24 protein-coding genes and 1 pseudogene are annotated in these 26286 nt (G+C 64.4%); 11 read left to right on the plus strand and 14 right to left on the minus strand.

Translation table 11 applies throughout. From position 1 onward, the window contains the following. Positions 1-8: 8 nt before the first annotated feature. Positions 9-779, plus strand: coding sequence for an SDR family NAD(P)-dependent oxidoreductase (locus tag JQ627_RS09710; protein ID WP_212483949.1), 771 nt, complete (start codon positions 9-11; stop codon positions 777-779). 109 nt (positions 780-888) lie between these two features. On the opposite strand, the gene JQ627_RS09715 is transcribed toward JQ627_RS09710, so the two are convergent. After that, positions 889-1656 (minus strand): outer membrane protein, encoded by a 768-nt coding sequence (locus tag JQ627_RS09715; RefSeq protein ID WP_212483950.1) that lies wholly within the window; start codon positions 1654-1656, stop codon positions 889-891. Positions 1657-1835: 179 nt separating this feature from the next. After that, positions 1836-3095 (minus strand): FAD-dependent oxidoreductase, encoded by a 1260-nt coding sequence (locus tag JQ627_RS09720; protein WP_212483951.1) that lies wholly within the window; start codon positions 3093-3095, stop codon positions 1836-1838. Between the two features lie 121 nt (positions 3096-3216). Here JQ627_RS09720 and JQ627_RS09725 point away from each other — a divergent pair, with 121 nt between their 5' ends. Continuing rightward, positions 3217-3501 carry a hypothetical protein gene (locus JQ627_RS09725; RefSeq protein ID WP_212483952.1) on the plus strand — a complete coding sequence of 95 codons (285 nt, stop codon included), beginning with the start codon at positions 3217-3219 and terminating at the stop codon, positions 3499-3501. 51 nt (positions 3502-3552) lie between these two features. Here JQ627_RS09725 and JQ627_RS09730 read toward each other — a convergent pair whose 3' ends face one another. After that, the gene (locus tag JQ627_RS09730) at positions 3553-5073 is read right to left on the minus strand and encodes a caspase family protein (RefSeq protein WP_212483953.1); all 1521 of its coding nucleotides are present in this window, start codon (positions 5071-5073) and stop codon (positions 3553-3555) included. Between the two features lie 200 nt (positions 5074-5273). Between JQ627_RS09730 and JQ627_RS09735 the strand changes: the two genes are divergently transcribed. The 4 genes and pseudogenes from JQ627_RS09735 to fabA all read left to right on the plus strand — a co-directional run bounded on the left by JQ627_RS09735 (position 5274) and on the right by fabA (position 9922). Then, the gene (locus JQ627_RS09735) at positions 5274-6239 is read left to right on the plus strand and encodes a helix-turn-helix domain-containing protein (protein WP_212483954.1); all 966 of its coding nucleotides are present in this window, start codon (positions 5274-5276) and stop codon (positions 6237-6239) included. A 299-nt stretch (positions 6240-6538) separates the two neighbouring features. Then, positions 6539-8056 (plus strand): DEAD/DEAH box helicase, encoded by a 1518-nt coding sequence (locus JQ627_RS09740; protein ID WP_212483955.1) that lies wholly within the window; start codon positions 6539-6541, stop codon positions 8054-8056. 165 nt (positions 8057-8221) lie between these two features. Continuing rightward, positions 8222-9289: a GGDEF domain-containing protein gene (locus JQ627_RS09745; protein ID WP_212483956.1), complete on the plus strand. Its 1068-nt coding sequence runs from the start codon at positions 8222-8224 to the stop codon at positions 9287-9289. Positions 9290-9392: 103 nt separating this feature from the next. Then, positions 9393-9922 (plus strand): annotated as a pseudogene (fabA, locus tag JQ627_RS09750) (bifunctional 3-hydroxydecanoyl-ACP dehydratase/trans-2-decenoyl-ACP isomerase). Between the two features lie 38 nt (positions 9923-9960). Here the strand turns inward: fabA and JQ627_RS09755 are convergent. The 8 genes from JQ627_RS09755 to JQ627_RS09790 all read right to left on the minus strand — a co-directional run bounded on the left by JQ627_RS09755 (position 9961) and on the right by JQ627_RS09790 (position 17613). Next, positions 9961-10398: a TfoX/Sxy family protein gene (locus tag JQ627_RS09755; protein WP_212483957.1), complete on the minus strand. Its 438-nt coding sequence runs from the start codon at positions 10396-10398 to the stop codon at positions 9961-9963. Between the two features lie 204 nt (positions 10399-10602). After that, on the minus strand, positions 10603-10944 hold the full coding sequence (locus JQ627_RS09760) for an iron-sulfur cluster assembly accessory protein (protein ID WP_014495548.1): 342 nt from the start codon (positions 10942-10944) through the stop codon (positions 10603-10605). A 106-nt stretch (positions 10945-11050) separates the two neighbouring features. Further along, positions 11051-11422, minus strand: a complete 372-nt coding sequence (locus JQ627_RS09765; protein WP_212483958.1) for an SUF system Fe-S cluster assembly protein — start codon at positions 11420-11422, stop codon at positions 11051-11053. Then, complete coding sequence (locus JQ627_RS09770; protein WP_212483959.1) at positions 11419-12666, minus strand: cysteine desulfurase; 1248 nt, start codon at positions 12664-12666, stop codon at positions 11419-11421. Before JQ627_RS09770 ends, JQ627_RS09765 begins: the two co-directional genes overlap by 4 nt. Next, positions 12663-13967 carry a Fe-S cluster assembly protein SufD gene (gene sufD / locus JQ627_RS09775; RefSeq protein ID WP_212483960.1) on the minus strand — a complete coding sequence of 435 codons (1305 nt, stop codon included), beginning with the start codon at positions 13965-13967 and terminating at the stop codon, positions 12663-12665. Before sufD ends, JQ627_RS09770 begins: the two co-directional genes overlap by 4 nt. Before the next feature lie 11 nt (positions 13968-13978). Next, positions 13979-14731, minus strand: a complete 753-nt coding sequence (gene sufC, locus JQ627_RS09780; protein WP_212483961.1) for a Fe-S cluster assembly ATPase SufC — start codon at positions 14729-14731, stop codon at positions 13979-13981. A gap of 132 nt (positions 14732-14863) precedes the next feature. Next, on the minus strand, positions 14864-16360 hold the full coding sequence (gene sufB, locus JQ627_RS09785) for a Fe-S cluster assembly protein SufB (RefSeq protein ID WP_014495553.1): 1497 nt from the start codon (positions 16358-16360) through the stop codon (positions 14864-14866). A gap of 113 nt (positions 16361-16473) precedes the next feature. Continuing rightward, the gene (locus JQ627_RS09790) at positions 16474-17613 is read right to left on the minus strand and encodes a cysteine desulfurase family protein (RefSeq protein ID WP_212483962.1); all 1140 of its coding nucleotides are present in this window, start codon (positions 17611-17613) and stop codon (positions 16474-16476) included. A 347-nt stretch (positions 17614-17960) separates the two neighbouring features. On the opposite strand from JQ627_RS09790, the gene JQ627_RS09795 reads away from it, so the two are divergent. Continuing rightward, positions 17961-18608, plus strand: a complete 648-nt coding sequence (locus JQ627_RS09795) for an alpha/beta hydrolase (RefSeq protein ID WP_014495555.1) — start codon at positions 17961-17963, stop codon at positions 18606-18608. On the opposite strand, the gene JQ627_RS09800 is transcribed toward JQ627_RS09795, so the two are convergent. From JQ627_RS09800 to JQ627_RS09810, 3 genes are all read right to left on the minus strand, one after another. Then, positions 18605-18928 (minus strand): multidrug efflux SMR transporter, encoded by a 324-nt coding sequence (locus JQ627_RS09800; protein ID WP_212483963.1) that lies wholly within the window; start codon positions 18926-18928, stop codon positions 18605-18607. The genes JQ627_RS09795 and JQ627_RS09800 overlap by 4 nt on opposite strands. Positions 18929-18938: 10 nt before the next feature. Beyond that, positions 18939-19616, minus strand: coding sequence for a glutathione S-transferase family protein (locus JQ627_RS09805; RefSeq protein WP_212483964.1), 678 nt, complete (start codon positions 19614-19616; stop codon positions 18939-18941). Between the two features lie 123 nt (positions 19617-19739). After that, positions 19740-20843, minus strand: coding sequence for an anhydro-N-acetylmuramic acid kinase (locus JQ627_RS09810; protein ID WP_212483965.1), 1104 nt, complete (start codon positions 20841-20843; stop codon positions 19740-19742). A gap of 164 nt (positions 20844-21007) precedes the next feature. On the opposite strand from JQ627_RS09810, the gene tyrS reads away from it, so the two are divergent. From tyrS to JQ627_RS09830, 4 genes are all read left to right on the plus strand, one after another. Beyond that, positions 21008-22261 (plus strand): tyrosine--tRNA ligase, encoded by a 1254-nt coding sequence (gene tyrS / locus JQ627_RS09815; RefSeq protein ID WP_212483966.1) that lies wholly within the window; start codon positions 21008-21010, stop codon positions 22259-22261. A 56-nt stretch (positions 22262-22317) separates the two neighbouring features. Beyond that, positions 22318-23577, plus strand: a complete 1260-nt coding sequence (locus tag JQ627_RS09820) for an MFS transporter (protein ID WP_212483967.1) — start codon at positions 22318-22320, stop codon at positions 23575-23577. A 219-nt stretch (positions 23578-23796) separates the two neighbouring features. Continuing rightward, complete coding sequence (locus tag JQ627_RS09825) at positions 23797-24234, plus strand: DoxX family protein (RefSeq protein WP_212483968.1); 438 nt, start codon at positions 23797-23799, stop codon at positions 24232-24234. Positions 24235-24591: 357 nt separating this feature from the next. Further along, positions 24592-26283 (plus strand): methyl-accepting chemotaxis protein, encoded by a 1692-nt coding sequence (locus JQ627_RS09830; RefSeq protein WP_212483969.1) that lies wholly within the window; start codon positions 24592-24594, stop codon positions 26281-26283. Positions 26284-26286: the final 3 nt, after the last annotated feature.

Raw genomic sequence — 26286 nt, forward strand, 5'->3', positions numbered from 1 at the left:
ATACAAACATGACATCCAACCGGTTCGATCTCCGCGGCAAAGTCGCGATCGTCACAGGGGGCAATGGCGGCATCGGTCTTGGCCTCGCCCACGGACTCGCCGATGCCGGCGCCGATATCGCCGTGGTCGGACGTAACGAAACCAAGTCGGCCGCTGCGGTTGCCGATCTCAGGCAGCGCGGCGTGAAGGCGATTTCCGTCACCACCGACGTCACGGACAAGGCGGCGGTCGCAGCCATGATCGACCGCGTCGTCAAGGAGCTCGGCCGTATCGACATCCTCATCAACAATGCCGGCATGAGCATCCGGAAGCCGCCGCACGAGCTCGAGCTCGACGAATGGAACAAGGTGATCGACACCAACCTCACCAGCGCCTTCGTGTGCTCGAAGCTGGCCTATCCGGCGTTGAAGGCGTCCGGCAACGGCAAGGTGATCAATATCGGCTCGATGATGTCGATCTTCGGCGCGAGCTTCGCGACGGCCTATGCGGCGAGCAAGGGCGGCATCGTGCAGTACACACGCGCCTGCGCCAATGCCTGGGCACCCGACAACATTCAGGTCAACGCCATCCTGCCGGGCTGGATCGACACCGATCTCACGCGCGGCGCGCGGCAGCAGGTGTCTGGCTTGCACGAGCGCGTGCTGGCGCGCACGCCTGCGGGGCGTTGGGGCGACATCGATGACTTCGCCGGCATCGCCGTGTTCCTCGCCTCGCCCGCCTCGAACTTCGTCACGGGCACCGCGATCCCTGTCGACGGCGGGTTCTCGGTGATGGCCTGAGGGCCGTCCTGCACGCAGAAAGCTCGCACGCAAAAAAGAAGCCCCGGCGATGCCGGGGCTTTTGAATTTGGCAGTGATCGTCTTTTTTTGCTGATTGGTCGTTCGTTGCTCAGTAGCGGCCGATGGTCGGCGCGTCGAACTTGTAGCTCGCGCGCACGACGGCCCACTGGATGTCGCGCGGCTTGGCATCGAAGGTGTAGTTACCCGAAGTGCCGCCGAGCTGATAGGTCTGGCTGCCGAAGGCCGCGTAGTTATACTCGAGGCCGACGATCCAGTTGCGGGTGATGCCGTACTCCCAGCCGGCCCCGACGGTCCAGCCGTTGGCCCAATGGGTCTGACCGCCGCTGCCCGTCGACGGGGCAACCGTGTCGCTGACGTTGAGACGGTTGTTCACGCCGGCATAGCCGCCCTTGATGTAGAACAGGTTGTTCTGCACGGCGAAGCCGGCGCGACCGACGACGGTCGCGAGCACGTTGGCGCGCCAGGTGAAGATGTCGTCACCGGCACCGAAGGCGGTGTTGACGACCGTACCCTTGTTGTCCAGGCCGGAGATCGTGCCTTCCATGCCGAACACGTAGTTGTTGGCCTGCCAGTTGTAGCCGATCTGGGCGCCGCCCATGATGCCGGCGCCGCGCTGGCGATAGCCCTGGCCCGGAACGAGATCGCCGAACGGCGCGCCGACCCCGTTGTTGATGAACTGCTCGTTGGTCCACGCGCCACCGATGTGACCGCCGACATAGAAACCGGTCCAGTTGAACAGCGGCTCGACATAAGCGGGCGCCTTCGTGTAGCGCGCACCGAGATCGGCGGCGGAGGCAGCGCCGGTCGAAACCAGAGCGGTCGTGCAGGCGAAGGCGGCAATCAATTTATTACGCATGGTACACCCCGTGTCCTTTGATGGGTGCACGCTCACACGCAGGTCTTACTCAAATTTGAATCAAGAAAGTTAAGGCGCCGGATTGGCAGGTTGCACTCCATGAATCCGTTTGCGCTGTTGCACGCACGCAACGCGCCGCGCGCGATTTAACACGACATTATCCCTACCGAATTCCTCGACTACGATGCAGGCGCGGCCTTGGACTGCACGTGCTCGGGCCGCACGCCGATTGCAAGCAGGCGCGCCGGAATGCCCTGGAGCCATGGCAGCGCAGTGATCAGGCGCACGACCAGCGGCACCTTCAGCGGCCGATCGCCGCCCTGCAAGGCGCCGCTGATGATGTTGTTCTGCACGATCACCTGCATGCGCTGCGTCATCCTCACCGGAAACTCGCGCCGGCGGCGCACGGCATCGAGCTCGTCGTCGGATGGGCAGCCGTGCCGAAGCTTGTCCGCCAGCAAATTGGCGGTCGCGACCGCATCCTGCACGGCGAGGTTGACGCCGACGCCGCCGACCGGCGACATCGCATGCGCGGCATCGCCGATGCAAAGCAGACCCGGACGCGTCCAGCGCGTCAGGCGGTTGATCGCGACGGTCAGCAGCTTGACGTCGTCAAAGCTCTTCACATCGGCAATGCCGCTCCCGAGCACCGGCGCCATGCGCACGACGTCGTCGAGCATTGCCTGCAATCCCCGCGCCCTCACCGCCTCGTATTGTCCCTTCGCAATGACATAGGCGCACTGCCAATAGTCGCCGCGGTCGAAGGTGACCATCATCTTTCCGGGCTCGACGCGCGCGAACAGGTTCTCGGTCTCGTCCGCCTTGCGGCCGACGCGGAACCACAGCACGTCCATCGGTGCACCGATCTCCTCGACGCTGAGCCCCGCACGCTCGCGCACCGTCGAATGCCGGCCATCGCAGGCAATGGTGAGATCGGCTTCGATGTCGACCGGCCCCTCCGGCGTCATCGCTCGCACGCCGGCGATGGTCTCGCCGCGGCGGATCAGGTCGACGGCTTCCGTATTCATCATCACCTTGAGCGAGGCGAAGCGTTGGCCTGCCTCGCGCAGGAAATTCAGAAAATCCCATTGCGGCATGAACGCAATGAACGGGTACTTCGTGTGGAGCCGGCGAAGATCGGCGATGCGCACATGCGTGCCGCCGAACAGGCCGTCCATCTTTTGCAGGCGCTGATGCGGCAGTTTCAGGAAGGCGTCGATAAGCCCTAGCTCGTCCATCACCTGGAGCGTCGATGGATGCACCGTGTCGCCGCGAAAGTCGCGGAAGAAATCCGCGTGCTTCTCCAGCACCACGACGTTAACGCCGGCGCGCCCGAGGAGATAGCCGAGCATCATGCCGGCCGGCCCGCCGCCGACGATGCAACACCGGGCTCTCACGGAGTGACGCGCGGCCTGCCGTGGCGTATCCGATTCCGTCATCAGGCCCTCGTTTACAACTTTAGTCTTCTGTGCAGTGCAGCAAGCCGGAATTGGTTTGCCGCAATGCCAAATGGCCGGTAGCGTTGCTGATGATTTCGATTGATTTCAGGATGAACTGACGTTGCGCACCGTACTGATACTGCTTGGCATTTGGCTGCTGATCAACGTGCTTTTCGTTGTGATCATGCTGCCGCCGCGCAAACCGCGGAGGCCGGATCCGCAGGACGCGGGCACGCTCGCGCCGGCGCGGATCGACCAGAACGGCTACCCGTTCGAGGAGCAGGAGAAGTTCCTGCTTCGCCACGTCATCATTTCGATCGCCATGGGGACGTTTTTCTCGCTTGCGCCGCCCTTGATGGAAGCGATCGACTCCATCAAGCGCTTCTTCAGGAAGCGTCGCGGCTAAGGGAGTTCCCGCGGGAACTTGGCTCGCCGCCGTGCGTGCCGACAGAACCACTCAGTTGTTGCTGCGGTTCGCGGCCCGAAAACTCTTGATCTCCGACACACTGCCGTCCCGGTAGGTCAGCTCCACCGAGACGAACTGCGTAGCCGGGGCGAGCTTCATGTAGAGCGGCATGCCGGCGCTGATCGCGCTGGGATCGCGCATGTCGCAGCCCGGCATCTTCAACACCTGGTTCGGAACGGCGGTGTCGATGCCGATGCGGACCTCGCGGATGGCGCAGCGGTAGGACACCAGGTGCGTATAGTAGACGAGCAGCCCGTTGAACTCGCGGAATGACAGCCAGCTCGTCGCGGTCATGTCGAGGATCTTGCGCTGGTCGCGGATCAGCGCGGCCTCGGGATCGAACCTGATCGGGAATGGCCCCTGCATGTCGCCGGACTGATCGACATAACGGACCTCGATGGTGCCGGCCTGCGCATCCGACGGCAATTCGATCGACGGGTTAGGCATCCGCTTGCGCGTGCGCGGATCCAGCGTGTCGATAAAACCGGTCTCGCGGAAATCGCCATTGCCTGCCATGCGCCAGGAGATGCCGAGGGTCGGGTCGGCGAACGAGAACACCACGCTCCAGCCGCCATTGTGCCGCGAGAAGCTCGCGATCGGCGCGTTGGTGGTCTCTTCCTTCGGCACACGCGGCACCGACACCGGCGGCAGCGCCGCGAGCTTCTGCGGCGGCGGATCGGCCGGGCGCGCAGCAGCCGCCGTGTCCTTGGCAGGGCCGCTGAGGAAGACGTCGTCGACCATCTGGTCGAAATAGACCGGCACCTGCCTGTGCTTGACGGTGCCGGCCATCTCGCTGACGAGACGGCGGGTCCGCTGCGCCACCTGCACGAGGTTCTCGCCGGGCTGGAGAAGCTCCTTGGCGAAGGTGCGCGTGAACACCGAATTGGGATTGGCGTCGTCGTTGGAGAGGCGGTCGAGCGCGGTCTGGCGGGGACCCGCGGAGAACACCGAGAACACGCCTTCGGGCAGCTGCACCATCGGTGCGAGCCCGCCGCCGCCGGCGACCGCGCGGGTGCCCTTGCGCTCGAACGGGTTGTTGCGACAGGCGTCGAACACCAGGATCGACGTGCGCGCCTTCTTGTTTTGAAGGCGCTCGACGATGCGGTCGGCCAGGATGGAAGCGTCGCGCACCAGCTCTTCCTGGCCTTCCGTCGCCGCCGGCACGTCGGTCGGCAGCAGGTAGTTCTGGCCCGCGATCTCGAAGCCGTGGCCGGCGTAGAAGAAGAATGCGGTGTCGCCGGGCTCGATCGCCCTGTCGAACGCGAGCAGCGTCTCGGAGAATTGCTGCCGGCTCTGGTTCTCGGCGACCATCACGGAGAACCCGAGCTGCTTCAGCGTATCGCCCATGGTGCGGGCGTCGTTGACCGCCTTGAGCAGTTTAGGGACGTTCCTGTAGTCGTTGTTGCCGACGACGAGTGCAACGCGCTTCTCGGCTTGTGCGGGAAGCGCGACGCCGCTCAGGCCCACCGCAAGGCCGAGGGCCGCCAGAATTCTGAAAAGCCGACGCGTCATCGTAAAATTCCCGTTGCAGAATGGCGCTCCGCCGGCTCCTCAAACAGTGGTTCATTGGAACCCACTGCCGCTGATGATAGTCGGTCCAGCCATGTCGGCGGTTCAACGCGGCCAGCCTTCCGGTTCCATCATCTGGACTATGGCAGATTCCTCCGGAATCTGCTTTTTCTAGGCCAGTTGCGCTGCAAGCGGGGGCTGCCGTGTATCGATGGTGTACTGACGAAGTCGAACCGCATGACCGCTTCGACTATTGGCGCGAGGTCCGCTCCAAAGGCCTGTTCGGCGTCACCGCCGAGCTCGAGCGCGAACGGCGCGGCGACTTCTTCGGCGAATTCTCGCTGCGCCAGCTAGGCGGCGCCGGCCTCGTCGAGCTGAAGGCCTCGCAGTACACGGTCGAGCGCAGCAACTCCGACATCGCCTACGCGCCCGGCGACAGCATCTGCGTCTATCAGCAGCTCGGCAGCGGCGGCTGGTTCGGTGGGATGCGCACCAGCGACTTTGCGATCGCCAACGGCAGCTTCGCCACCAGCCACACCGACCTGCCCTATCGCACCGCCCCGCTTGGCGCGGGCGGCTTCCACCTGCGGATCCTCAAGATCCCCGTGAGCACGATCCCGGCGCAGGACAAGCGCATCCGCGAGCTTGCGCCCCGGACGTTCGGCGATCAGAGCCTGGCGCCCCTGCTCGGCGCCTGCTTCGCCGATCTCGACGAGGCCGCTGCGGATCAAGCCGGGGCGACCGACGCGACCTCCCTCGTCCAGGCGCTGGCCCATCTGGCACTGATCGAGCGCGGCATCGTGCGCCCCGGTAGCCGGCTCGGGCAGGCCGCGATGCGGACCGCCCGGCTCTCGCAGGCGCGGCGCCTGATCGCGCGCCATCTGCAAGACCCTGGCCTCGCGCCAACGATGGTGGCCGACCAGCTCGGCGTGTCCGTGCGTCACCTGCACATGCTGTTCGAGACCGCGGCAAAGAGCTTCTCGCAGACCGTGACGGACAAACGCCTGAAACAGAGCCGCCGCCTGATGCGCGAGGCGCCGGACCGGCTGATCGCCGATATCGCGACCTCCTGCGGCTTCGAGAGCCTTGCGACCTACTACCGGGTCTTCAACGCTGCCTACGGAATGGCACCCGGCGATTTCCGGGCGCAGGGGCCGGACGGAGCTTAGTCGTCCCTCCGGTAGCCATCGCCCGGTCAACGGTCGAGCGGAAAAGCCCTGCCGGGCCCGCTATTTGGGCAAAAACCTCAGGTTTTTTAGGGTCTTCCCGCGCCCGCTCCATTGACTTTGGCCGATTCCTGCCTATGTTCCGGGGCGACGCGGCTCAGATCGAAGACCGATTCCTGAGCCTGGCGCTTTGTTCGCGTGTGTCAGCACCCCCAGCTTCTTTGAGAGCGCGCCGTTTCGGGGTGGAGCGCGACAGCCTTAATTACCCTCGATTCCGAACGGCGGTTTCGACCAGAGGCTCAATGTCCTTTTCAAATCTCGGACTGTCCGAAAAAGTCCTCGCCGCAGTGGCGGCCACCGGTTACACCACCCCCACCCCCATTCAGGAACAGGCGATCCCCCACGTCCTCGCGCGCAAGGACGTGCTCGGCATCGCCCAGACCGGCACCGGCAAGACCGCGGCCTTCGTGCTGCCGATGCTCACCATCCTCGAAAAGGGTCGCGCCCGCGCGCGCATGCCGCGCACGCTGATCCTGGAGCCGACCCGCGAGCTCGCGGCGCAGGTGAAGGAAAACTTCGACCGCTACGGCGCCGGCCAGAAGCTCAACGTCGCCCTGCTGATCGGCGGCGTTTCCTTCGGCGACCAGGATGCCAAGCTGACGCGCGGCGTCGACGTGCTGATCGCCACCCCCGGCCGCCTGCTCGACCACACCGAGCGCGGCGGCCTCCTGCTCACCGGCGTCGAATTGCTCGTCATCGACGAAGCCGACCGCATGCTGGACATGGGCTTCATTCCCGACATCGAGCGCGTCTGCAAGCTCGTCCCGTTCACGCGGCAGACCCTGTTCTTCACCGCGACCCTGCCGCCGGAAATCCGGCGCATCACCGAGACCTTCCTGCATAACCCGCAGAAGGTCGAAGTCTCCAAGCCCGCCACCACCGCCGTGACCGTCACGCAGTCACAGGTGCCTGCGGGGCGCGAGGCGCATGAGAAGCGCGAATTGCTTCGCCGCCTGCTGCGCGAGGCCAAGGATCTCAAGAACGCGATCATCTTCTGCAATCGCAAGCGCGAGGTCGCGATCGTTCACAAATCGCTCCAGAAGCACGGCTTCAGCGTCGGCGCGTTGCACGGCGACATGGACCAGCCGGCCCGCATGGCGGCGCTCGAACAATTCCGCAAGGGTGAGCTGCCGCTGCTGGTCGCCTCCGACGTCGCGGCCCGCGGCCTCGACATTCCCGAAGTCAGCCACGTCTTCAATTTCGACGTCCCCCATCATCCAGACGACTACGTCCATCGCGTCGGCCGCACCGGCCGTGCTGGCCGCACCGGTACCGCGATCTCGATCGTCACGCCGCTCGACCAGAAGTCGATGGTGGCGATCGAGAAGCTGATCGGCCAGAGCATTCCGCGCGCCGAGGGCGATTACGAGGTCCACGCCGAAGCCGGCGATGCGGCCGAGCGCCCGCGCGAGCAGCGCGGCCGCGAGCGTTCGCGCGGCGGACGCGGCAAGCCGCAGCGCGGCGGTCGCGATCGTGAGCGCAGCCACGAGCCGCGCGAGGCGCGTGGCGAGGCAAGACACGCTTCCGAAACACGGCCTTCGGCCGAAGCACGGCCAGCACGCGAGGCAAGGGCTCCGCGTGAAGCCAGGCAATCATCCGAACCGCGTCATGGCTCGCGCCAGCAGGCCAATGCATCGCATGTACCGTCGATCGGCCGCCCCGAGCCGCGCCGCCAGCGCGAGGTCGATACCGAGCCCGGCGATCATTCGCACCTTCCGGCGTTTCTGCTCCGGCCGGTGCGTTCTCCCGCCGGCGCCTGACGCGCCGGCGCGATTCAGGTCCGGTTGAGCGGAGCCGTCTCACACTTTTTCTGATGCATTCGCGAACGTCTGTTTACAGTGCGTTCACGATCGTCCGTTAGCCTACGAACATAATTTAAGCATTGCTGCGGTCGATGGCGCACCGACCGCTGTGGGGTATGTTCCGTGGTCAAGGTGCTCGACGAACACGAACGCACGATGGCGTTCGCCGAAGTGGCTCTCGGTCAGATCCGTTCGCTTCGACAGACCGCAATTCCCCGCAATTACGAGATCTGGTACGTCTACGCCACCGGCTACAACGCACCGCTCAACAAGATCATCAACGAGACGCTGGCGCGCCACGGCAAGCTGACCGAAGGCGATCTCGAGCAGATCTACGAGACCTATCTTTCCCACATCAAGACCACCGACCGCATCGACAAGGTCGGCGCACGCGTCATCGGCGAGATCGACGACGTGATGAAGGTGCTGAGCGAAGCGCTCGGGGTGACCGGCTCCTACGATGCCAGCCTGTCGGGCGCGGCCGAGAAACTGTCGACGGCCAAGAACCGCGACCAGATCAAGTCGATCGTCGAGACTCTGCTGCGCTCGACCAGCGAGATGCGCGAGACCAACAAGGCGCTGGAAGACCGGCTGACGCTGTCCAAGAACGAGATCAGCAATCTCCAGCAGAGCCTGGAGGCGATCCGCGCCGAAAGCCTGACCGATCCGCTTACGGGGTTGGGCAATCGCAAATATTTCGATCGCATGATCGGCATGGCCGTGCAGAGCGCGCTCGCCTCAGGCGAGCCGCTGTCCCTGCTGCTGTTCGACATCGATCATTTCAAGTCGTTCAACGATTCCTACGGCCATCTCACCGGCGACCAGGTCTTGCGGCTGGTCGGCCTTTCCATGAAGCAGACCATCAAGGGACAGGACATCACCGCGCGCTATGGCGGCGAGGAATTCGCGGTCCTGCTGCCCAACACGGCGCTGCGCCAGGCCCTCACCGTCGCAGATCACATCCGCCGCGCCGTGATGGCGAAGGAATTGAAGAAGAAATCGACCGGCGAGATCCTCGGCCGCGTCACCATCTCCGTCGGCGTCTCCATGCTCAAGCAGGGCGATGACACCGAAACGCTGATCGAGCGCGCGGATGCCTGCCTCTATGCCGCCAAGCGCAATGGCCGCAACCGCGTGATCTGCGAGGCCGATCCGGAATTCGCGATCGAGTCGCACAGCCGGGTGGCCTGACGCCGGCGCAGCGCGCCGAAGAGACGGCGGCGCTTGACATTCCAACCCGCCGAACAACATCTTCCCCGCCGCCTGACCGCGAGCGTCCAGAGGACTTGTCGTCTTGCCCAATCCCCATGACTTTCACGCGCCGCAACCGTCCTACACCAGGGACGAACTGCTGAGATCGAGCGAAGGCGGCTACTTCGGCCCGGGCAACGCGCAATTGCCGGCGCCGCCCATGCTCATGATGGACCGCATCACCGAGATCAGCCTGGACGGCGGCGAGTTCGGCAAAGGCCACATCGTCGGCGAACTCGATATTGTGCCCAGCCACTGGTTCTTCGTTGCCATTTTCGCGGTGACGCGATGATGCCGGGAAGCCTTGGCCTGGATGCGATGTGGCAGATGATCGGCTACTGGCTCGGCTGGTCGGGCTCACCGGGCAAGGGCCGCGCCATCGGCGTCGGCGAGGTGGATGCCACGGGGTTCGTCACGCCGGAGACGCGATGCGTGCGCTACGAAGTCGCCATGCGCATGGTCCGCCGCGGCAAGCTGGTGCTCGGAATTGCCGATGGTCGCGTGCTCGCCGACGGCACCTGCGTCTTCACGGCCAAGGACATGAGGGTCGGACTGACCAAGGCGGTGGAATGAACCTAACGGTGGGCACGCTTCCGCCGTCGCTCTACGAGCTACGGCGGACGGGTCGCTTTGCCCACCCGACGCACCGTTTTCTTGATTGCCTTCTTGGCCGGCCGCTTCCTGGCAAGAGGCTTCTTCGGCTCCGCCTTCTTCGCTTTCGGCCGCTTCTTCACCTTGGCGCGCTGGGCGGCGGCAAGCGCCGCTTTCGCCCATTGCGCAAGCTCCGCGGAATCGTCGAACAGGCGCGCAGGCAGCTCCCAGTAGGAATTCACCAGCACGGTCTTGGCGCGGGTCGAATACTGGAACGGCTTCGAGCCTTCCGCTTCGAAGTCCGGGATCGTCACCTCGTCGGCGCGGAAGAACAGGCCGGCGCGCAGAGACAGCGCGAAGTTGATGCCGTCGGCGGAGATGCCGTAGCCGGAGAACATTTTTCGGATAGTGACGGGGCCGAAATCGGCGAACAGGTCGATCAGGAATTCGCGGTCCATGGCCCAACTCTCCCCCCAAGCGTCGTCCCCGCCTAGTGCGCAATTGCGCACGGGCGCGGGGACCCATAGCCCGAGGGAGAAGTTTAGCGAAGACTGTCCGTCGTGCCAGCTCCGGTACTGGCACCTCCCGCTAAAGATAGGTCACGCGGTATGGGTCCCCGCGCCCGTGCGCAATTGCGCACTAGGCGGGGACAAGAGTCGGGCCTACCCGTCGATCTTGGCCGGGCGCAGCTCGACCGACTCGCCGCAGCCGCAGGCGGAGACCTGGTTGGGGTTATTGAAGACGAACTGGGCCTGCATCTTGTCGGCCTTGTAGTCCATCTCGGTGCCGAGCAGGAACAGCACGGCCTTGGGGTCGACCAGGATCTTGACGCCCTTGTCCTCGACGACCTCGTCGGTCGGACGGACATCATGGGCGTATTCAACGGTGTAGGACTGACCGGCGCAGCCGCCGTTCTTCACACCGACGCGCAGGCCCACGATCTCGGAATCGGCACGCTGGGTCAGCTCGCTGATGCGCTGGGCAGCAGCATCCGTCAGCCGCATCACCTGCGGGCGCGGCCGCCGGGGCTTTGGTGTCGAAGCTGGTGTTGCCTGGGTCATGTTACCTATGTGGTCCGTTGCGGAGCGAATTCAATGCGGGCAGAGGCCGTCACCACATGTTGAGCACGAGGCGGGCCTCGTCGCTCATGCGTTCCGGCGACCACGGCGGCTCCCAGACGACCTTGACGTCGACCACGCCGACGCCGGGGACGCTGGCAACCGCGTTCTCGACCATGGTCGGCAGCTCGCCGGCAGCCGGGCAGTTCGGCGTCGTCAGCGTCATCTGGACGTCGACCGAGCGGTCGTCCTTGATCTCGACCTTGTAGATCAGGCCGAGCTCGTAGATGTCGGCCGGGATCTCCGGATCGAACACGGTCTTGAGGCCCGCGATGATCTCGGTGGTGAGACGCTCGGTCTCCTCAGGCGGCAGCGCCGACTGGGTCTCCATCGGATTGACTTTGACTTCGGCCGTGTCACTCATGCGAACAAATCCCGCGCCTTCAACAGCGCCTGTGCCAGATGATCGACTTCTTCCCGCGTATTATACATGCCGAACGACGCCCGGCAGGTGGCGGTCACGTTGAACCGCTCTAAAAGCGGCATCACGCAATGGGTGCCGGCGCGCACCGCGATGCCCTGGCGGTCGATCACGGTGGCGACGTCATGGGCGTGCGCGCCCTTGAGCTCGAAGGATATCACCGGGCCCTTGCCGCGGGCGGTGCCAATCAGCCGCAGCGAGTTGATCTCGCGTAAGCGCTCCTGGGCATAGGTGGTCAGATCGTGCTCGTGGGCGGCGATGCGCTCCTTGCCGATCGAATTGACGTAGTCGATGGCCGCGCCAAGGCCCACAGCCTCGACGATCGCGGGCGTGCCTGCCTCGAATTTGTGCGGGGGATCGCCATAGGTGACGACGTCGCGCGAGACCTCGCGGATCATCTCGCCGCCGCCATTATAGGGACGCATCGCGACGAGGTGGTCGTACTTGGCCCAGAGGATACCGATGCCGGTCGGCCCATAGACCTTGTGGCCGGTGAAGACGTAGAAGTCGCAGCCGAGATCCTGGACGTCGACGGGCAGATGCACCGCGCCCTGGCTGCCGTCGACCAGCACCGGGATGCCGCGGGCATGGGCGATCTTCACGACGTCCTTGATCGGCACGATGGTGCCGAGCGCGTTCGACATCTGCGTGATCGCCACCAGCTTGGTCTTGGCCGTGAGCAGCTTCTCGAATTCGTCGATGAGGAAATTGCCTTCGTCGTCGACCGGCGCCCACTTGATCACGGCACCATGGCGCTCCCTGAGGAAATGCCACGGCACGATGTTGGAGTGGTGCTCCATGATCGAGATGACGATCTCATCGCCCTCTTTGATGTTCGGCTCGCCCCACGACGACGCGACGAGGTTGATCGCCTCCGTCGCGTTGCGGGTGAAGATGACCTCTTCAGTCCGCGGCGCATTGATGAACTGCGCCACCTTGGTGCGGCCGCCCTCATAGGCTTCGGTCGCGGCATTGGCGAGGTAATGCAGGCCGCGATGCACGTTGGCGTATTCGGACGTATAGGCCTGCGTCATGCGGTCAAGCACGGCGCTCGGCTTCTGCGCGGAGGCGGCGTTGTCGAGATAGACCAGCGGCTTGCCGTAGACCTGCATCGCCAGCGCCGGAAAATCCTGACGCACCCGCGCGACGTCATAGGCGCCGTTCTTGACTGCCGGATGCGTGCTCATTGGCGTCGCTCCAGCCAGCGCTCGGCGATGCCGATCACGTGCTCGCGCAAGCCGTCATCGGCGATCTGCTCGATTGCCTCGCCCACGAAAGCCTGGATCAGCAGCGCCTGGGCCTGCTTCTCCGGCAGGCCGCGCGCCTTCAGATAGAACAGCAAGCTGTCGTCCAGCGCGCCGGCAGTGGCGCCGTGGCCGCAGGAGACGTCGTCGGCGAAGATCTCGAGCTCGGGCTTGTTGTCGGCTTCAGCTTCGTCCGAGAGCAGCAGCGCGCGGGTCATCATCTTGCCGTCGGTCTTCTGCGCATCGGGACGGACGATGATGCGGCCCTGGAACACCGAATGGGCGCGATCGTCGATCACGGCACGGAAGACCTCGCGGCTGACGCAGTTCGGCACGGCATGATCGACCACCAGCGTGGTGTCGCCGTGCTCGGTCTTCTGCAACAGGTTCACGCCGTTGACCGAGAGCTCGCTGCCCTCGCCCGCCAGCGTGATAAAGCCCTGCAAGCGGCTGACCGCGGCGCCGGTGGTCATGTTGAAGAAATTAAGCTTCGTGTTCGCGCCGACCGTGACGAACTGCGAGGTGACGTTGACCGCGTCGGGCGCATCGTCCAGCAGGCGGATATGCGCGACGTCGGCGTTGTCGCCGACCGAGACGATGACGGCGTCGTTGACCTGGTAAGCCTCGGCACCGGCCGCCACAAAGCTCTCGATGATGGTGGCACGAACGCCCTTCCCGATCGCGACCTGCGAACGGCTGAAAGCCGACGCGGACGAAGCGGTCGCGATGTGGATGATCTGGATCGGTGCGGACAGCTGCACGCCGTCGGCGATCGACAACACGACGCCGTCGGTGGCCAGCGCCGCATTCAGCGCGATCACGGCATCGGTGGACGCGGTCTTCAAAAGACCGGCATCCTTCTCCAGCGTCTCCCGCGACGTCTTGAAGCCTGCTTCAGAGGCCAGCGCCTTGACGTCCGAGAGATCGGCCGCGAACACGCCGTCGACGAGGACCAGCTTGCGGGCGCCCGCGATCGCATGCGCCTTCACCGCCTCTGCGGCGCGCTTCAGCGCAGCCGCATCGGGCGCGGCTGCCAGCGGCAGCACCTCGCCGACCAGCGCGCGCAGATCGGTGTATTTCCATTCCTCGATCCGGCGATGGGGCAGGCCGAGACGCTCATAGGTCTCGAACGCCTCGCGACGCACTGCGATCACAGAAGGCGAACCCGGCAAGCGGCCTTCGGCGCTGGCGAAGAGATCGCTCACCGCGCGGCCGTTTCCGGTCTTTGCCACAGCAACGTTCATCGCAAAATTCCTTACGCGGCATCCTCGAACTGGGCGTAGCCGGACGCTTCCAGCTCGAGCGCCAGTTCCTTGCCGCCGCTCTTCACGACACGGCCCTTCGACATCACGTGCACCACGTCGGGCACGATGTAGTTGAGCAGCCGCTGATAATGGGTGATGACGACCATCGCGCGCTTGGGCGAGCGCAGCGCGTTGACGCCATCGGCCGCAATGCGCAGCGCGTCGATGTCGAGACCGGAATCCATCTCGTCGAGGATGCACAGGCTGGGCTCGAACAGCGCCATCTGCAGCACCTCGTTGCGCTTCTTCTCACCGCCGGAGAAGCCGACATTGACGCCGCGCTTGAGCATGTCCTGCGGAATGTTCAGCGACTTCGAGACCTCGCGGACCTTCCTCAGGAAGTCCGGGGTCGAATATTCGCTCTCGCCACGCGCCTTGCGCTGCGCGTTCAGCGCGGTGCGCAGGAAGGTCATGGTGGCGACGCCGGGAATCTCGACCGGATACTGGAACGCCAGGAACACGCCCTTCGCGGCGCGCTCGTTGGGATCCATCTCCAAGAGGTCCTCGCCCTTGAACAGGATCTGGCCGTCGGTGACCTCATAGCCGGGCTTGCCGGCGATGACGTGGGAGAGCGTCGACTTGCCGGAGCCGTTCGGCCCCATGATCGCGTGCACCTCGCCCTCGTTCACAGTCAGCGTCAGCCCGTGGAGGATCTCACGCTCCTCGACACGAACCTTCAGGTCTTTCACTTCAAGCAAAGCCATTTTGATTTTCCATCTATCTCCTCGTCCTGAGGAGCGCCGAAGGCGCGTCTCGAAGGACCAGGCCAACAATCTTTCCTACGTCCATCCTGCGAGACGGCCGCGTTCCGCGGCCTCCGCAGGATGAGGCCATAGCTAGCCAACCGACCCTTCAAGCGAGATCGAGATCAGCTTCTGCGCTTCCACCGCGAACTCCATCGGCAGCTGCTGAAGCACGTCCTTGACGAAACCGTTGACGACGAGGCCGACGGCTTCTTCCTGGCTGAGGCCGCGCTGGATGCAGTAGAACAGCACGTCCTCTGAGATCTTTGAGGTCGTCGCCTCGTGCTCGAACGTTGCCGAGGAGTTTTTCGCCTCGATGTACGGCACGGTGTGCGCGCCGCATTTGTCGCCGATCAGCAGGGAATCGCAGGCGGTGAAGTTACGCGCGCCTGTCGCCTTGCGATGCGCGGTGACGAGGCCGCGATAGGTGTTCTGCGACTTGCCGGCGGCGATGCCCTTGGAGATGATCCGGCTCGACGTGTTCTTGCCGAGGTGGATCATCTTGGTGCCCGAGTCGACCTGCTGGAAGCCGTTCGAGATCGCGATCGAGTAGAACTCACCGCGCGAATTGTCGCCGCGCAGGATGCAGCTCGGATACTTCCAGGTGATCGCCGAACCGGTCTCGACCTGGGTCCAGGAGATCTTGGAGTTGTTGCCGCGGCAGTCGCCACGCTTGGTGACGAAATTGTAGATGCCGCCCTTGCCTTCCGAGTTGCCCGGGTACCAGTTCTGCACCGTCGAATATTTGATCTCGGCATCGTCATGGGCGACGAGCTCGACCACGGCCGCGTGCAGCTGGTTCTCGTCGCGCTGCGGCGCGGTGCAGCCTTCGAGATAGGAGACGTAGGAGCCCTTGTCGGCGATGATCAGCGTGCGCTCGAACTGGCCGGTGTTGCGCTCGTTGATGCGGAAATAGGTCGACAGCTCCATCGGGCAGCGCACACCGGGCGGCACGTAGACGAACGAGCCGTCGGAGAACACCGCCGAGTTCAGCGTCGCGTAGAAATTGTCCGAGGTCGGAACCACCGATCCCAGATATTTCTGCACCAGCTCGGGATGCTCGCGGATCGCCTCCGAGATCGGCATGAAGATCACGCCGGCCTTCTTCAGCTCGGCCTTGAACGTGGTCGCAACCGAGACCGAGTCGAAGACCGCGTCGACCGCGATCTTGCGGCGCGCGGGATCTTCCTCGCCGGGCTTCGGCTCGACGCCCTCGAGCATGGCGACTTCCCGCAGGGGAATGCCGAGCTTCTCGTAGGTCTTCAGGATCTCCGGATCGATCTCGTCGAGTGAGGTGACCGTCTTCTTCGGCTTCGGCGCCGCGTAATAATAGAGGTCCTGGAAGTCGATCTTGGGATAGTCGACGCGCGCCCAGGTCGGCTCGGTCATGGTCAGCCAGCGCCGATAGGCCTCGAGCCGCCACTGGAGCATCCAGGCGGGTTCGTTCTTCTTCTCGGAGATGAACTTGACGGTCTCTTCCGACAGTCCCTTAGGGGCCTTGTCGGACTCGATCAGGGTTTCAAACCCATAACGATACTGATCGACGTCGATGCGCTTCACGCGCTCGACCGTCTCTTGCACGGCTGGCATTCTATCCTCCGCTCGCGGTTTCAAGGACCGCGGTGGATCAAACTTGGACGAGTACTACGATGTTTTTTGGCAGAAAGCACGCGCTTAGAACCATTCAAGCCGTGTTTCGTCGCTTAGCCTCTAAGTAGGGTATTACCAAGCTTTCGCCAAGCCTCTAACACCCTGTTGATGTCATCTGGTTCCGTGGACCAGCCCAGACTGAGACGCACCGCTCCTTGAGCAACGGTGGCATCATACCCCATCGCCGACAGCACGTGAGACGGCTGCACTCTGCCCGATGAACAGGCCGAGCCTGAGGACACAGCCACGCCTTCGAGGTCGAAGCCGATCACAGCGGTCTCGGCCTTCAGGCCGGGAGCAGTGAAAAGGATGGTATTTGGCAACCGCTTGATGTCAACCGAGAAGACCGTCGCGCCGGCGATCCCTCGAATACCGTTTTCCAAGGAGTCTCTGAGAGTTGCCATCCGCTCCGCATCCTCCGGCAGAGCCTGAAGGGCAGCTCTCACCGCTGCCCCGAAGCCGGCGATGCCAGCGACATTCTCGGTCCCCGCGCGCCGGCTCAGCTCCTGTCCGCCGCCCCGCAGCACTGGTTCCAGTCCAGTAATCCCCTCCGCAACGACCAGCGCGCCGACGCCCTTGGGGCCGCCGATCTTGTGTGCGGAAAAGCTTGCAAGGTCTGCGTCCACAGCCTTGATATCGAACGGGATTTTCCCCAACGCCTGGACCGCATCGACGTGCAGGAGCCCCCCTGCCTCGTGGACCATCCCGGCGGCCGCTGCGACCGGCTGAATTGCGCCTGTCTCGTTGTTCGCGGCCATGATGGAGACCAGAGCCGGCGGGCCGTCGACAAGCAACGCCTTCAGACGGTCGAGGTCGATGACGCCGGCGCGTGTGACCGGGATCTGGCTGACCTTGTCCGCCGGGAACCGGCCGCCTGACAGCACCGAGGCATGCTCGATGGACGAAATCAGAAGCCGCTCGACAGGGCCGCCGGACGGTCTCCGCAGACCCGGCGACAGCGCCAGCGCGTTGGCCTCGGTCCCCGCGGACGTAAAGACGACGTTCCGCGGCAGCGCGCCGACGGCCGCTGCAAGCGTGGCCCGGGCCTCCTCGACCAGCCGGCGCGCCTCGCGCCCTTCGGCATGGACCGAGGACGGATTGCCGATCAGCTCCCAGGCTGCAAGCATCGCGGTCCGCGCTTCAGCACGCATCGGCGTGGTCGCATTCCAATCGAGATAGACACGGTGCGGCATAAGGTATTATATTACTCCACGGATCGGGCTGGTGCACCCGCCCTGGGGCCCGACATGGGCCCCTGTGCAGCGCTTGGCAACCTCGATTCCGAATCCCCATCGCGCAATGACGCCGCCATGACACGCTAACATCTTGAGCCCATTGGGCGATGTTCAAGATGCTTGCTTTTTGACCCACGCCTCATGTTAGAACGCGCGCGTCAGTTCGCTGCGCGCCGCTCGCGCATCATCCGAGGGCGCCGCTCCACCCTTCCATTCGCGGTTTGATCGGCAGGAGCAGCCGAGGAAGTCCGCACAATCGGTTGATTGCTGAAGACCGTCTTCAAGGGATCAATCAAGAGATCATCATGCCTGAAGTCATTTTCACCGGCCCTGCTGGCCGTCTCGAAGGCCGCTATCACCCGGCCAAGCAGAAGAACGCGCCGATCGCGATGATCCTGCATCCGCATCCGCAGTTCCACGGCACGATGAACCATCAGATCGTGTACCAGTGCTACTACGCCTTCGCGCATCGCGGCTTCTCGGTGCTACGTTTCAACTTCCGCGGCGTCGGCCGCAGCCAGGGCTCGTTCGACCACGGCACCGGCGAATTGTCGGACGCGGCCGCCGCCCTCGACTGGGCGCAGACCATCAATCCCGAGGCACGCGCCTGCTGGGTCGCCGGCTTCTCCTTCGGCGCCTGGATCGGCATGCAGCTTTTGATGCGCCGTCCCGAGGTCGAGGGTTTCATCTCGATCGCGCCGCCCGCCAACCTCTATGACTTCTCGTTCCTCGCGCCCTGCCCCTCGTCGGGGCTCATCGTGCACGGCGAGAAGGATGCGGTGGTGCCGCCCAAGGACGTCAACACGCTGGTCGAGAAGCTGAAGACGCAGAAGGGCATCGTGATCGACCAGCAGGTCATCCCCGGCGCCAACCACTTCTTCGACGCCAAGCTCGAGCCGCTGATGGAAACCATCACGGCCTATCTCGACATGCGTCTGGCCAACGTGCGCTAAGCGACCTTTAGCGCGACGATCCCCAACAGCACGAGCGCGATGCCCGCAAGCTTCATCGCGCTCAACGGCTCGCCGAACAGCACCACCCCCATAGCGAAGGTGCCGGCGGCGCCGATGCCGGTCCACACCGAATAGGCGACGCCGACCTCCAGCTCCTTCAAAGCGCGTCCGAGCAGGAAGACGAAGGCGGCGAGCAGCACGAGCGAAACCACGCTCCAGCCCGTGCGCGTGTAGCCTTCCGCATATTTCATCGAGATGGCCCAGCCGACATCGAGCGCACCGGCGATCACCAGCATCAGCCAGGCCATGGATTGCGACATCGGCGTTCGCTCAGGCCGCAAGCTTCAGCAGATGCGCGTCGTGGCGCACGAGGAAGGCACGCAGCAACTGCGGATAGTCTGCGCCGACCGCGGTGCGGACGCTCGGACGCTTTGCCAGCTCGGCACGCCAGGCGCGGACCTTCGGCAGATCGCTGAAGATGCCGAGCTCGGTCAGCTCGTCGAACAGGTCGAAATAGCGGAAGACGGGTGCGAACACTGCATCCACGAGGCTGAATGCCTCGCTTGCAAAGTACGGACCCGAGCCTAGCGCGGCTTCCACGCGCGCGAATTTGGCCATGAGCGCCTGGCGTTTGCTTTCAAACGTCGCCGGGTCGGTCGTGGTCTCCAAGCCCCAGAGGTCGCCGAGGATCGCAGAGCCGAACTCCATCCAGGCGCGATGCTCGGCGCGCTTCAACGCATCGGCCGGATGCAGCTTGAGGCCTGCCTGCGTCTCCTCGATGTACTCGCAGATCACGTTGCTCTCGAACAGCGCGACCTCGCTCTTGTCCGTCGCCACCACCAGCACCGGCACCTTGCCGAGTGGCGACAGTTTGAGAAACCAGTCGGGCTTGTTGGCGAGATCGATGTCGACCCGCTCGAACGGCACGCCTTTCTCTTTGAGCGCGATGACAGCACGCTGCACATAGGGACAAAGCTTGTGGCTGATCAGCTTGAGCGAGGTGGTCATGACAACGATCCCGGCGGTTGGATGCAACTCCACCGAAGATAGATGCATTTGCATGTATTCGTCAAGATCAATGCACTTGCATTAATCAGCCGTGACCTCGGGCCGTGACGTCAGGCCGAGACGTCAGGGCCTGGCGATCACCCCGCCCGTCATCGGCATCGGCACGCCCGTGGTGGCCGGGTAGGACAGCGGCAGGCCCTTGAGGCCGCGAGCGGCAAGGAAGCCGAAGGCTTGCGCCTCGATGGCGTCGGAGGCCCAGCCGAGCGTTTCGGCGGCCTCGACGGTGGCCGAGCCCACCCGCTCGCGAAGCATGCGCAGCATGGTGAGGTTGCGGGCGCCGCCGCCGCAAACGATCCAGCTTCGCGGCCGGCGCGGCAAGAGCGGGATGATCCGGGCGATCGCGGCCGCGGTGAAGGCGGTCAGCGTCGCAGCGCCGTCGGCCGGCGGGACATCGCCAAGCCTGAGTGCGCCAAAGTCGTTGCGGTCGAGCGATTTCGGCGGCGGGCCTGCGAAGAACGGCAGCTCCAGCGCTCGCGCGATCCAGGCCTCGTCCGCCTTGCCGAGCGCTGCGAACTTGCCTTCCGCATCGAACGCCTGGTTCATGGTTCGGTACATGAAATCGTCGAGCAGCGCGTTGCCGGGCCCGGTGTCGCAGGCGATCAGCGTGTCGTTGCCGTCGATATAGGTGATGTTGGAGACGCCGCCGATATTGACGACGACGACCGGCCCCTCGCGCTCCAGTGAATGGACGAGCGCCCGGTGGTAGACCGGCACGAACGGCGCGCCCTGCCCGCCGGCCTCGACATCGGCGGCGCGGAAGTCGTGCATCACGGGGATATGGATCGCTTTCGCCAGCGCCGTCGCATCGCCGATCTGGACAGTCAGCCGTCGCTCAGGGCGATGCAGCACCGTCTGGCCGTGGAAGCCGACGATGTCGATCTCCTCCGGCTTCATCCGGTTCTGGGCGATGAAGGCAGCCACAGCCTCGGCATGGGCCAGCGTCACCGCGCGCTCGGCCTCGGCTAGAATGCCCGGGCGGGCGTCGCGTCGTGGCAGGTGCACGGCCTCGCTCAGCGCCTGGCGCAGCAAATTGCGCTCCGCCGGACTGTAGGCCCGGTAACCGGACGGCCCGAACGCCTTCACTTGCTTTCCGTCGGTTTCGATCAGCGCGACATCCACCCCGTCCAGCGAGGTGCCGCTCATCAAACCGAGTGCCGTCAACATCATGGATCAGCGTCCTCAAAAGATCCCTCCGGCATGCCGATCTTGTGCCAGAGGGACACATCTTATAATGCCACAGCGCCAAATGGCGGGCAGCAACCGAGTTCCCACGGAAGACCCTTAAATTGCTCCCGAAACAGTAAACCAAGAATTGTCAGGCACGCCGACAGATGACTGCATTTAAATCGGATTTCCTCAACACCCTGCAGGAACGTGGATTCATCCACCAATGCTCCGATTTCGAGGGGCTGGACGCACTCGCGGCCAAGGGCGAGGCGATCGCCTATGTCGGCTACGATTGCACCGCCCGCTCGCTGCATATCGGCAACTATCTGACCATGATGATGCTGCACTGGCTGCAGCAGTCCGGCAACAAGCCGATCACGCTGATGGGCGGCGGCACCACCATGGTGGGCGATCCCTCCGGCAAGGACGAGACGCGCGCGATGCGCACCGTCGCCGAGATCGAGGCCAACAAGGAATCGATCCGCGGCGTGTTCGCCAAGGTGCTGAACTACGGCGATGGCAAGAGCGACGCCATCATGCTCGACAATGCGGAGTGGCTGACCAAGCTGAACTGGATCGAGATGCTGCGCGACGTCGGCCGGCATTTCTCGGTCAACCGCATGCTGACGATGGACTCCGTGCGCCTGCGCCTCGAGCGCGAGCAGGAGATGAGCTTCATCGAGTTCAACTACATGGTCTGCCAGGCCTACGATTTCGTCGAGCTCGCCAAGCGCGCCGGCTGCCATTTGCAGATGGGCGGCTCGGACCAGTGGGGCAACATCATCATGGGCGTCGATCTCGGCCGCCGCATGGGTACCCATCAGCTGTTCGCGCTGACGACGCCGCTGCTGACGACGGCATCGGGCGCCAAGATGGGCAAGACCGCGCAGGGCGCGGTCTGGCTCAACGCCGACCAGTGCTCGCCGTATGACTTCTGGCAATACTGGCGCAACACCGAGGACGCCGACGTCGGCAAGTTCCTGAAACTGTTCACGACGCTGCCGATGAGCGAGATCAGGAAGCTCGAGGCGCTCGGCGGCTCGGAGATCAACGAGGCCAAGAAGGTGCTCGCCACCGAGGCGACCGCGCTGCTGCACGGCCGCGATGCCGCGAACGAGGCTGCCGAAACCGCACGCCGCACCTTCGAGGAAGGCGCGCTGGCCGAAAGCCTGCCGACGGTGGAAATTCCGCGCGGCGAGCTGGACGCCGGCATCGGCGTGCTCAACGCCTTCGTCAAGGCGGGCTTGGTTGCCTCCAATGGCGAAGCACGGCGCCAGATCAAGGGTGGCGGCCTGCGCGTCAACGATGAGGCCGTCACCGACGAGAAGATGGCGCTGTCGGCGGGCAATCTGACGCCCGAAGGCGTGATCAAGCTGTCCTTCGGCAAGAAGAAGCACGTCCTCATCCGGCCTGCATAGGCGTATGAGCTTTTGATGCTTGTCAGGGCGCGCCGAAGCGCGCTCCCTGACCTGCAATGGACCAGAACACGCCCAAGGAAACGAGCCGCGAAAATGTAGCTGCGACGCAGCAAGGCGCGGTGCGCACCGCGCTCGTGGTGCTCGGGTTGTGTTTCACTTTGGCGGTTCTCGGGCGAGGCCTGAGCGAGAGCTTCACGGTCTTCCTCAAGCCGATCTCCGAAACTTTTGGCTGGGACCGTGCGCAAATCGTCTCGATCTATTCGCTGACATGGCTGATCAGCGGGCTGACCGCGCCACTGGTCGGGCGCCTGTTCGACCATTCCGGACCGCGCATCGTCTACGCACTCGGGCTTTTCCTGCTCGGCTCGGCCTTCCTGATCGCGGCGCACGCACAGGCGCTCTGGCAATTTCAGCTCTCGATCGGCCTCTGCGTCGGCATTGGCGTCGCCTTCATCGGCAACGTGCCGAACTCTATCCTGCTCGGCCGCTGGTTCGGCCCCAAGCTGCCGACCGCGATGGCGGTGGTCTATTCGGCGATGGGTGGCGGCGTGCTGGCGCTGCTCCCGACCTCGCAGCTTTTGATCGATCATCTCGGCTGGCGTGAAACCTATCAGGTATACGGCTTCGCCGCCCTCGCGTTGCTCGTTCCACTGCTCCTCCTGCCCTGGCGCATGTTCGCGGTCGGCTCGCCGCATGTCACCAAGAAGACCGATCCTGCATTCATCGACAACGGCTGGACGCTTGTGAGCGCGATGCGCCACCACGCCTTCTGGGCGCTGTTCTCGACCTTCTTCTTCACCGCCGTCGGCATGTATGCGATCGCCGCGCAGATCGTGGCCTATCTGATCGATGCGGGCTTCCCGCCGCTCCAGGCCGCGACCGCCTGGGGTTTTTCGGGCGTGGTACTGGTGTTCGGCATGCTCGGCGTGTCGGCGCTCGACGGGCTGATCGGGCGCCGGCCCTCGGTGCTGCTCAGCTACGCGATCTCGATCCTCGGCATCTTCCTGCTCTGGCTGTTGCAGTATTATCCGAACATCATCCTGCTCACCGGCTTCGTCGTCTGCTTCGGCAGCATGATGGGCTCGCGCGGCCCGCTGATCACGGCGACCGCGATGAAGATTTTTCGCGGCAAGCGCGTCGGCACGATCTTCGGCACGATTTCGATCGGCAGCGGATTGGGTTCCGCGTTCGGCTCATGGAGCGGCGGCCTCATCCACGACGTCACCCACGGTTACAATCTCCTGCTCGCGTTCGCACTTGCGAGCGTGATCCTCGGAATGATTCCATTCCTGATCGTCCCCGCCTTGCGGGAATAGGTCTCCCCGACGTAACCTGCACTCCTCGGTGTCACCGGGAAATTACGGACGAACACGTGGCACCGCGTGCGAAAAAAACAGGCGCAACCGGAGTGAAGGGACGAACTGCGGTGTTTTGTCCTACATGACGAAAATGTCAGCGCCGAAACGATCCGGGGTGGCTTGCGAGGCGGAACCGAATGCGGTCCAAGTCGCGCATTGGATGGAGGGCACAAACCAATGAACTTTCCCTATCTCACTCGCTTTCAACCGGTTCTCTTGAGCCTGTTTCGCTTCATCACCGGACTCCTGCTGTTCCAGTACGGCGTCGCCAAGCTGTTCAAGTTTCCGGTGCTACCCTACTTCGCGAACATCCCGCCGATCATCTACGCGGCTGGTACGCTCGAACTGGTGCTTGGCGCGCTCCTGATCCTCGGCCTGTTCACCCGCCTCACCGCCTTCATCCTCTCGGGTGAAATGGCCTTCGCCTACTTCATGGGCCACATGTTCAAGGGCGAGACGCCGGTGTTCCTGCCGCTGCTCAATGGCGGCACCGCGGCGATCCTGTTCTGCTTCGCCTGCCTCTACCTCTCGGCAGCCGGCGGCGGCTCGGTCAGCGTCGATGCGGCGATGGGCAACGAACGCGACTCAACCGGCGGCGCGTTCGCGCGGCGCTGACGCGTGCAATTGACGCGCAAGTCACGGACGGCACCGGCGGCGTTGCCGGTGCCGTCTACCGCGAGCCCAAGACGTTCCAGATGAGAACGAGAGCCGCGACGAGCAGCACGGACATAATGAGGCGGTGAACGAATCGGTTCATGGCCGCTCCGGCAGAGCTCGATGACCACCAAAGAAGATCGATCTTCTCCAGCATGCGGACTCGCCTGCGCCGACGCATGTCGGTTTGCCTGCACGATTGCGCATCAGCCTGCGAACGGTCACGCGCGCGGCAGGCCGCCACACGCCTATGTTCATGATTGGTAAGAACTTCATGCTACCGATGCGAGCAATAACAACCATTCCGTTGAGGCTGCGATGAAGCTGCTAAGCCACCTGAAGATCCGCACCAAGCTTGCCAGCATGGTCTGCCTTGCGGCTCTCACAGTCACAGCCATCATCGCGGTATCGGCCTTCCTCAGCAAGAGCCGCATGATGGAGGACCGGGTCCAGCAGATGAAGACCGCGGTCGACATGCTCTACAACCTCGCCCAGTCGGTTCAGGACGATGTCACCGCCGGCAAGCTGACGCAGGCCGAGGCCAAGGCCCAGTTCCACATGCGCGGACGGCGCATGACCTTCAACGGCAACCAGGGCTATCCGGTCGTCTACAACGCCGACACCTCCCTCCTCGTCAACGGCGCCAACCAGCAACTCGAGGGCAAGATCACGGGCGCGATCGACTCCAACGGCGTTCTCATCGCCGACGCGATCCTCAAGGCCGGCGATCAAAATGGCGGCGGCGTAGCCTCCTATCTCTACCCCCGCCCCGGCCAGACCGAGCCGGTACGCAAGACCGTGTTCGCGCGCAAGTTCGCGCCCTGGAACGCGACGATCAGCTATGGCCTCTATGTCGACGACATCGACGCCGATGTGCGCTCACTGACGCTCGAGCTTGCCGCCGTCGGCCTCGGACTGATGCTGCTGATGGCGACGTTGTCGTGGCTGATCGCTCGCGACGTGCTCGGCGCGCTCGATCGCCAGAAGACCCGGATGCAGGAGATTGCCGACGGTTCCCTCGACAAGCCGGTCGAGGAGACCGGCCGCGGTGACGAGATCGGCCGCATGGCCGAGACCCTCGAAGTGCTCAGGCAGACCGCTTTGACGGCGCGCACGCTGGAGTCCGAACAGGTTGCCGCCAAGACCCGCAGCGAGCAGGAGAAGCGTGACGCCTTGATCGCCCTCGCCGACCGGTTCGATGCCTCCGTCGGCCAGCTCGTCGGCCTGATGGCCTCGGGCTCCGGCGAGCTCGAGACCACCGCCAAGTCGATGTCGTCCACGGCCGAGGGCACCAATCGCCGCGCCGCCGTGGTCGGCTCCGCCGCCACCGAAGCCAGCCAGCGCGTCCAGACGGTCGCGGCTGCCGCCGAGGAACTCTCCTCCTCCATCACCGAGATCAGCCGCCAGGTTGCGCAGTCCGCGGAAGTCACCGGCCGCGCAGTGGACAGTGCACGGCGCACCGACACCATCGTCCGCGCGCTCTCGGACGGCGCCCAGCAGATCGAACATGTCGCCGAGCTGATCTCCAGCATCGCGGCGCAGACCAATCTGCTTGCGCTCAATGCCACCATCGAAGCCGCGCGCGCCGGTGAAGCCGGTCGCGGCTTTGCGGTCGTCGCATCCGAAGTGAAGTCGCTCGCCAGCCAGACCGCGGAAGCCACCCGCGAGATCGGCGACAAGATCGCTCAGATCCAGGGCGCGACCAAGGAGGCCGTGGACGCCATCGGCGGCATCACCGCCACCATCGAGGAAGTCAGCCGCATCGCCACCTCGATCGGCGCGGCTATCGAGGAGCAAGGTGCCGCCACCGCCGAGATCGCCCGCAGCGTCTCGCAGACAGCTGAGGCGACCAAGGAAGTCACCACCAATATCGGCGGTGTCAGCACCGCAGCGAACGAGACCGGCAACGCCGCCGGCATGGTGCTCGCGGCCGCATCGAACCTCTCCAAGCAGGCCGAGCAGCTCTCCGGCGAGGTCGGCACGTTCCTCGCGGGTGTTCGCGCGGCGTAAGCG

The sequence above is a fragment of the Bradyrhizobium liaoningense genome (genome assembly GCF_018130785.1).
GTDB lineage: Bacteria > Pseudomonadota > Alphaproteobacteria > Rhizobiales > Xanthobacteraceae > Bradyrhizobium > Bradyrhizobium liaoningense_A.

Excerpts from the sequence above, each read along its gene's own strand:
- JQ627_RS09710 (WP_212483949.1), top strand. The coding sequence starts at position 9 with ATGACATCCAACCGGTTCGATCTCCGCGGCAAAGTCGCGATCGTCACA.
- JQ627_RS09730 (WP_212483953.1), bottom strand. The coding sequence starts at position 5,073 with ATGACGCGTCGGCTTTTCAGAATTCTGGCGGCCCTCGGCCTTGCGGTG.
- JQ627_RS09740 (WP_212483955.1), top strand. The coding sequence starts at position 6,539 with ATGTCCTTTTCAAATCTCGGACTGTCCGAAAAAGTCCTCGCCGCAGTG.
- JQ627_RS09770 (WP_212483959.1), bottom strand. The coding sequence starts at position 12,666 with ATGAGCACGCATCCGGCAGTCAAGAACGGCGCCTATGACGTCGCGCGG.
- sufC (WP_212483961.1), bottom strand. The coding sequence starts at position 14,731 with ATGGCTTTGCTTGAAGTGAAAGACCTGAAGGTTCGTGTCGAGGAGCGT.
- JQ627_RS09760 (WP_014495548.1), bottom strand. The coding sequence starts at position 10,944 with ATGCGGCTGACGGATGCTGCTGCCCAGCGCATCAGCGAGCTGACCCAG.
- JQ627_RS09820 (WP_212483967.1), top strand. The coding sequence starts at position 22,318 with ATGGACCAGAACACGCCCAAGGAAACGAGCCGCGAAAATGTAGCTGCG.
- JQ627_RS09825 (WP_212483968.1), top strand. The coding sequence starts at position 23,797 with ATGAACTTTCCCTATCTCACTCGCTTTCAACCGGTTCTCTTGAGCCTG.
- JQ627_RS09805 (WP_212483964.1), bottom strand. The coding sequence starts at position 19,616 with ATGACCACCTCGCTCAAGCTGATCAGCCACAAGCTTTGTCCCTATGTG.
- sufD (WP_212483960.1), bottom strand. The coding sequence starts at position 13,967 with ATGAACGTTGCTGTGGCAAAGACCGGAAACGGCCGCGCGGTGAGCGAT.
- JQ627_RS09800 (WP_212483963.1), bottom strand. The coding sequence starts at position 18,928 with ATGTCGCAATCCATGGCCTGGCTGATGCTGGTGATCGCCGGTGCGCTC.
- tyrS (WP_212483966.1), top strand. The coding sequence starts at position 21,008 with ATGACTGCATTTAAATCGGATTTCCTCAACACCCTGCAGGAACGTGGA.
- JQ627_RS09715 (WP_212483950.1), bottom strand. The coding sequence starts at position 1,656 with ATGCGTAATAAATTGATTGCCGCCTTCGCCTGCACGACCGCTCTGGTT.
- sufB (WP_014495553.1), bottom strand. The coding sequence starts at position 16,360 with ATGCCAGCCGTGCAAGAGACGGTCGAGCGCGTGAAGCGCATCGACGTC.
- JQ627_RS09720 (WP_212483951.1), bottom strand. The coding sequence starts at position 3,095 with ATGACGGAATCGGATACGCCACGGCAGGCCGCGCGTCACTCCGTGAGA.
- JQ627_RS09830 (WP_212483969.1), top strand. The coding sequence starts at position 24,592 with ATGAAGCTGCTAAGCCACCTGAAGATCCGCACCAAGCTTGCCAGCATG.
- JQ627_RS09765 (WP_212483958.1), bottom strand. The coding sequence starts at position 11,422 with ATGAGTGACACGGCCGAAGTCAAAGTCAATCCGATGGAGACCCAGTCG.
- JQ627_RS09810 (WP_212483965.1), bottom strand. The coding sequence starts at position 20,843 with ATGATGTTGACGGCACTCGGTTTGATGAGCGGCACCTCGCTGGACGGG.
- JQ627_RS09755 (WP_212483957.1), bottom strand. The coding sequence starts at position 10,398 with ATGGACCGCGAATTCCTGATCGACCTGTTCGCCGATTTCGGCCCCGTC.
- JQ627_RS09795 (WP_014495555.1), top strand. The coding sequence starts at position 17,961 with ATGCCTGAAGTCATTTTCACCGGCCCTGCTGGCCGTCTCGAAGGCCGC.
- JQ627_RS09790 (WP_212483962.1), bottom strand. The coding sequence starts at position 17,613 with ATGCCGCACCGTGTCTATCTCGATTGGAATGCGACCACGCCGATGCGT.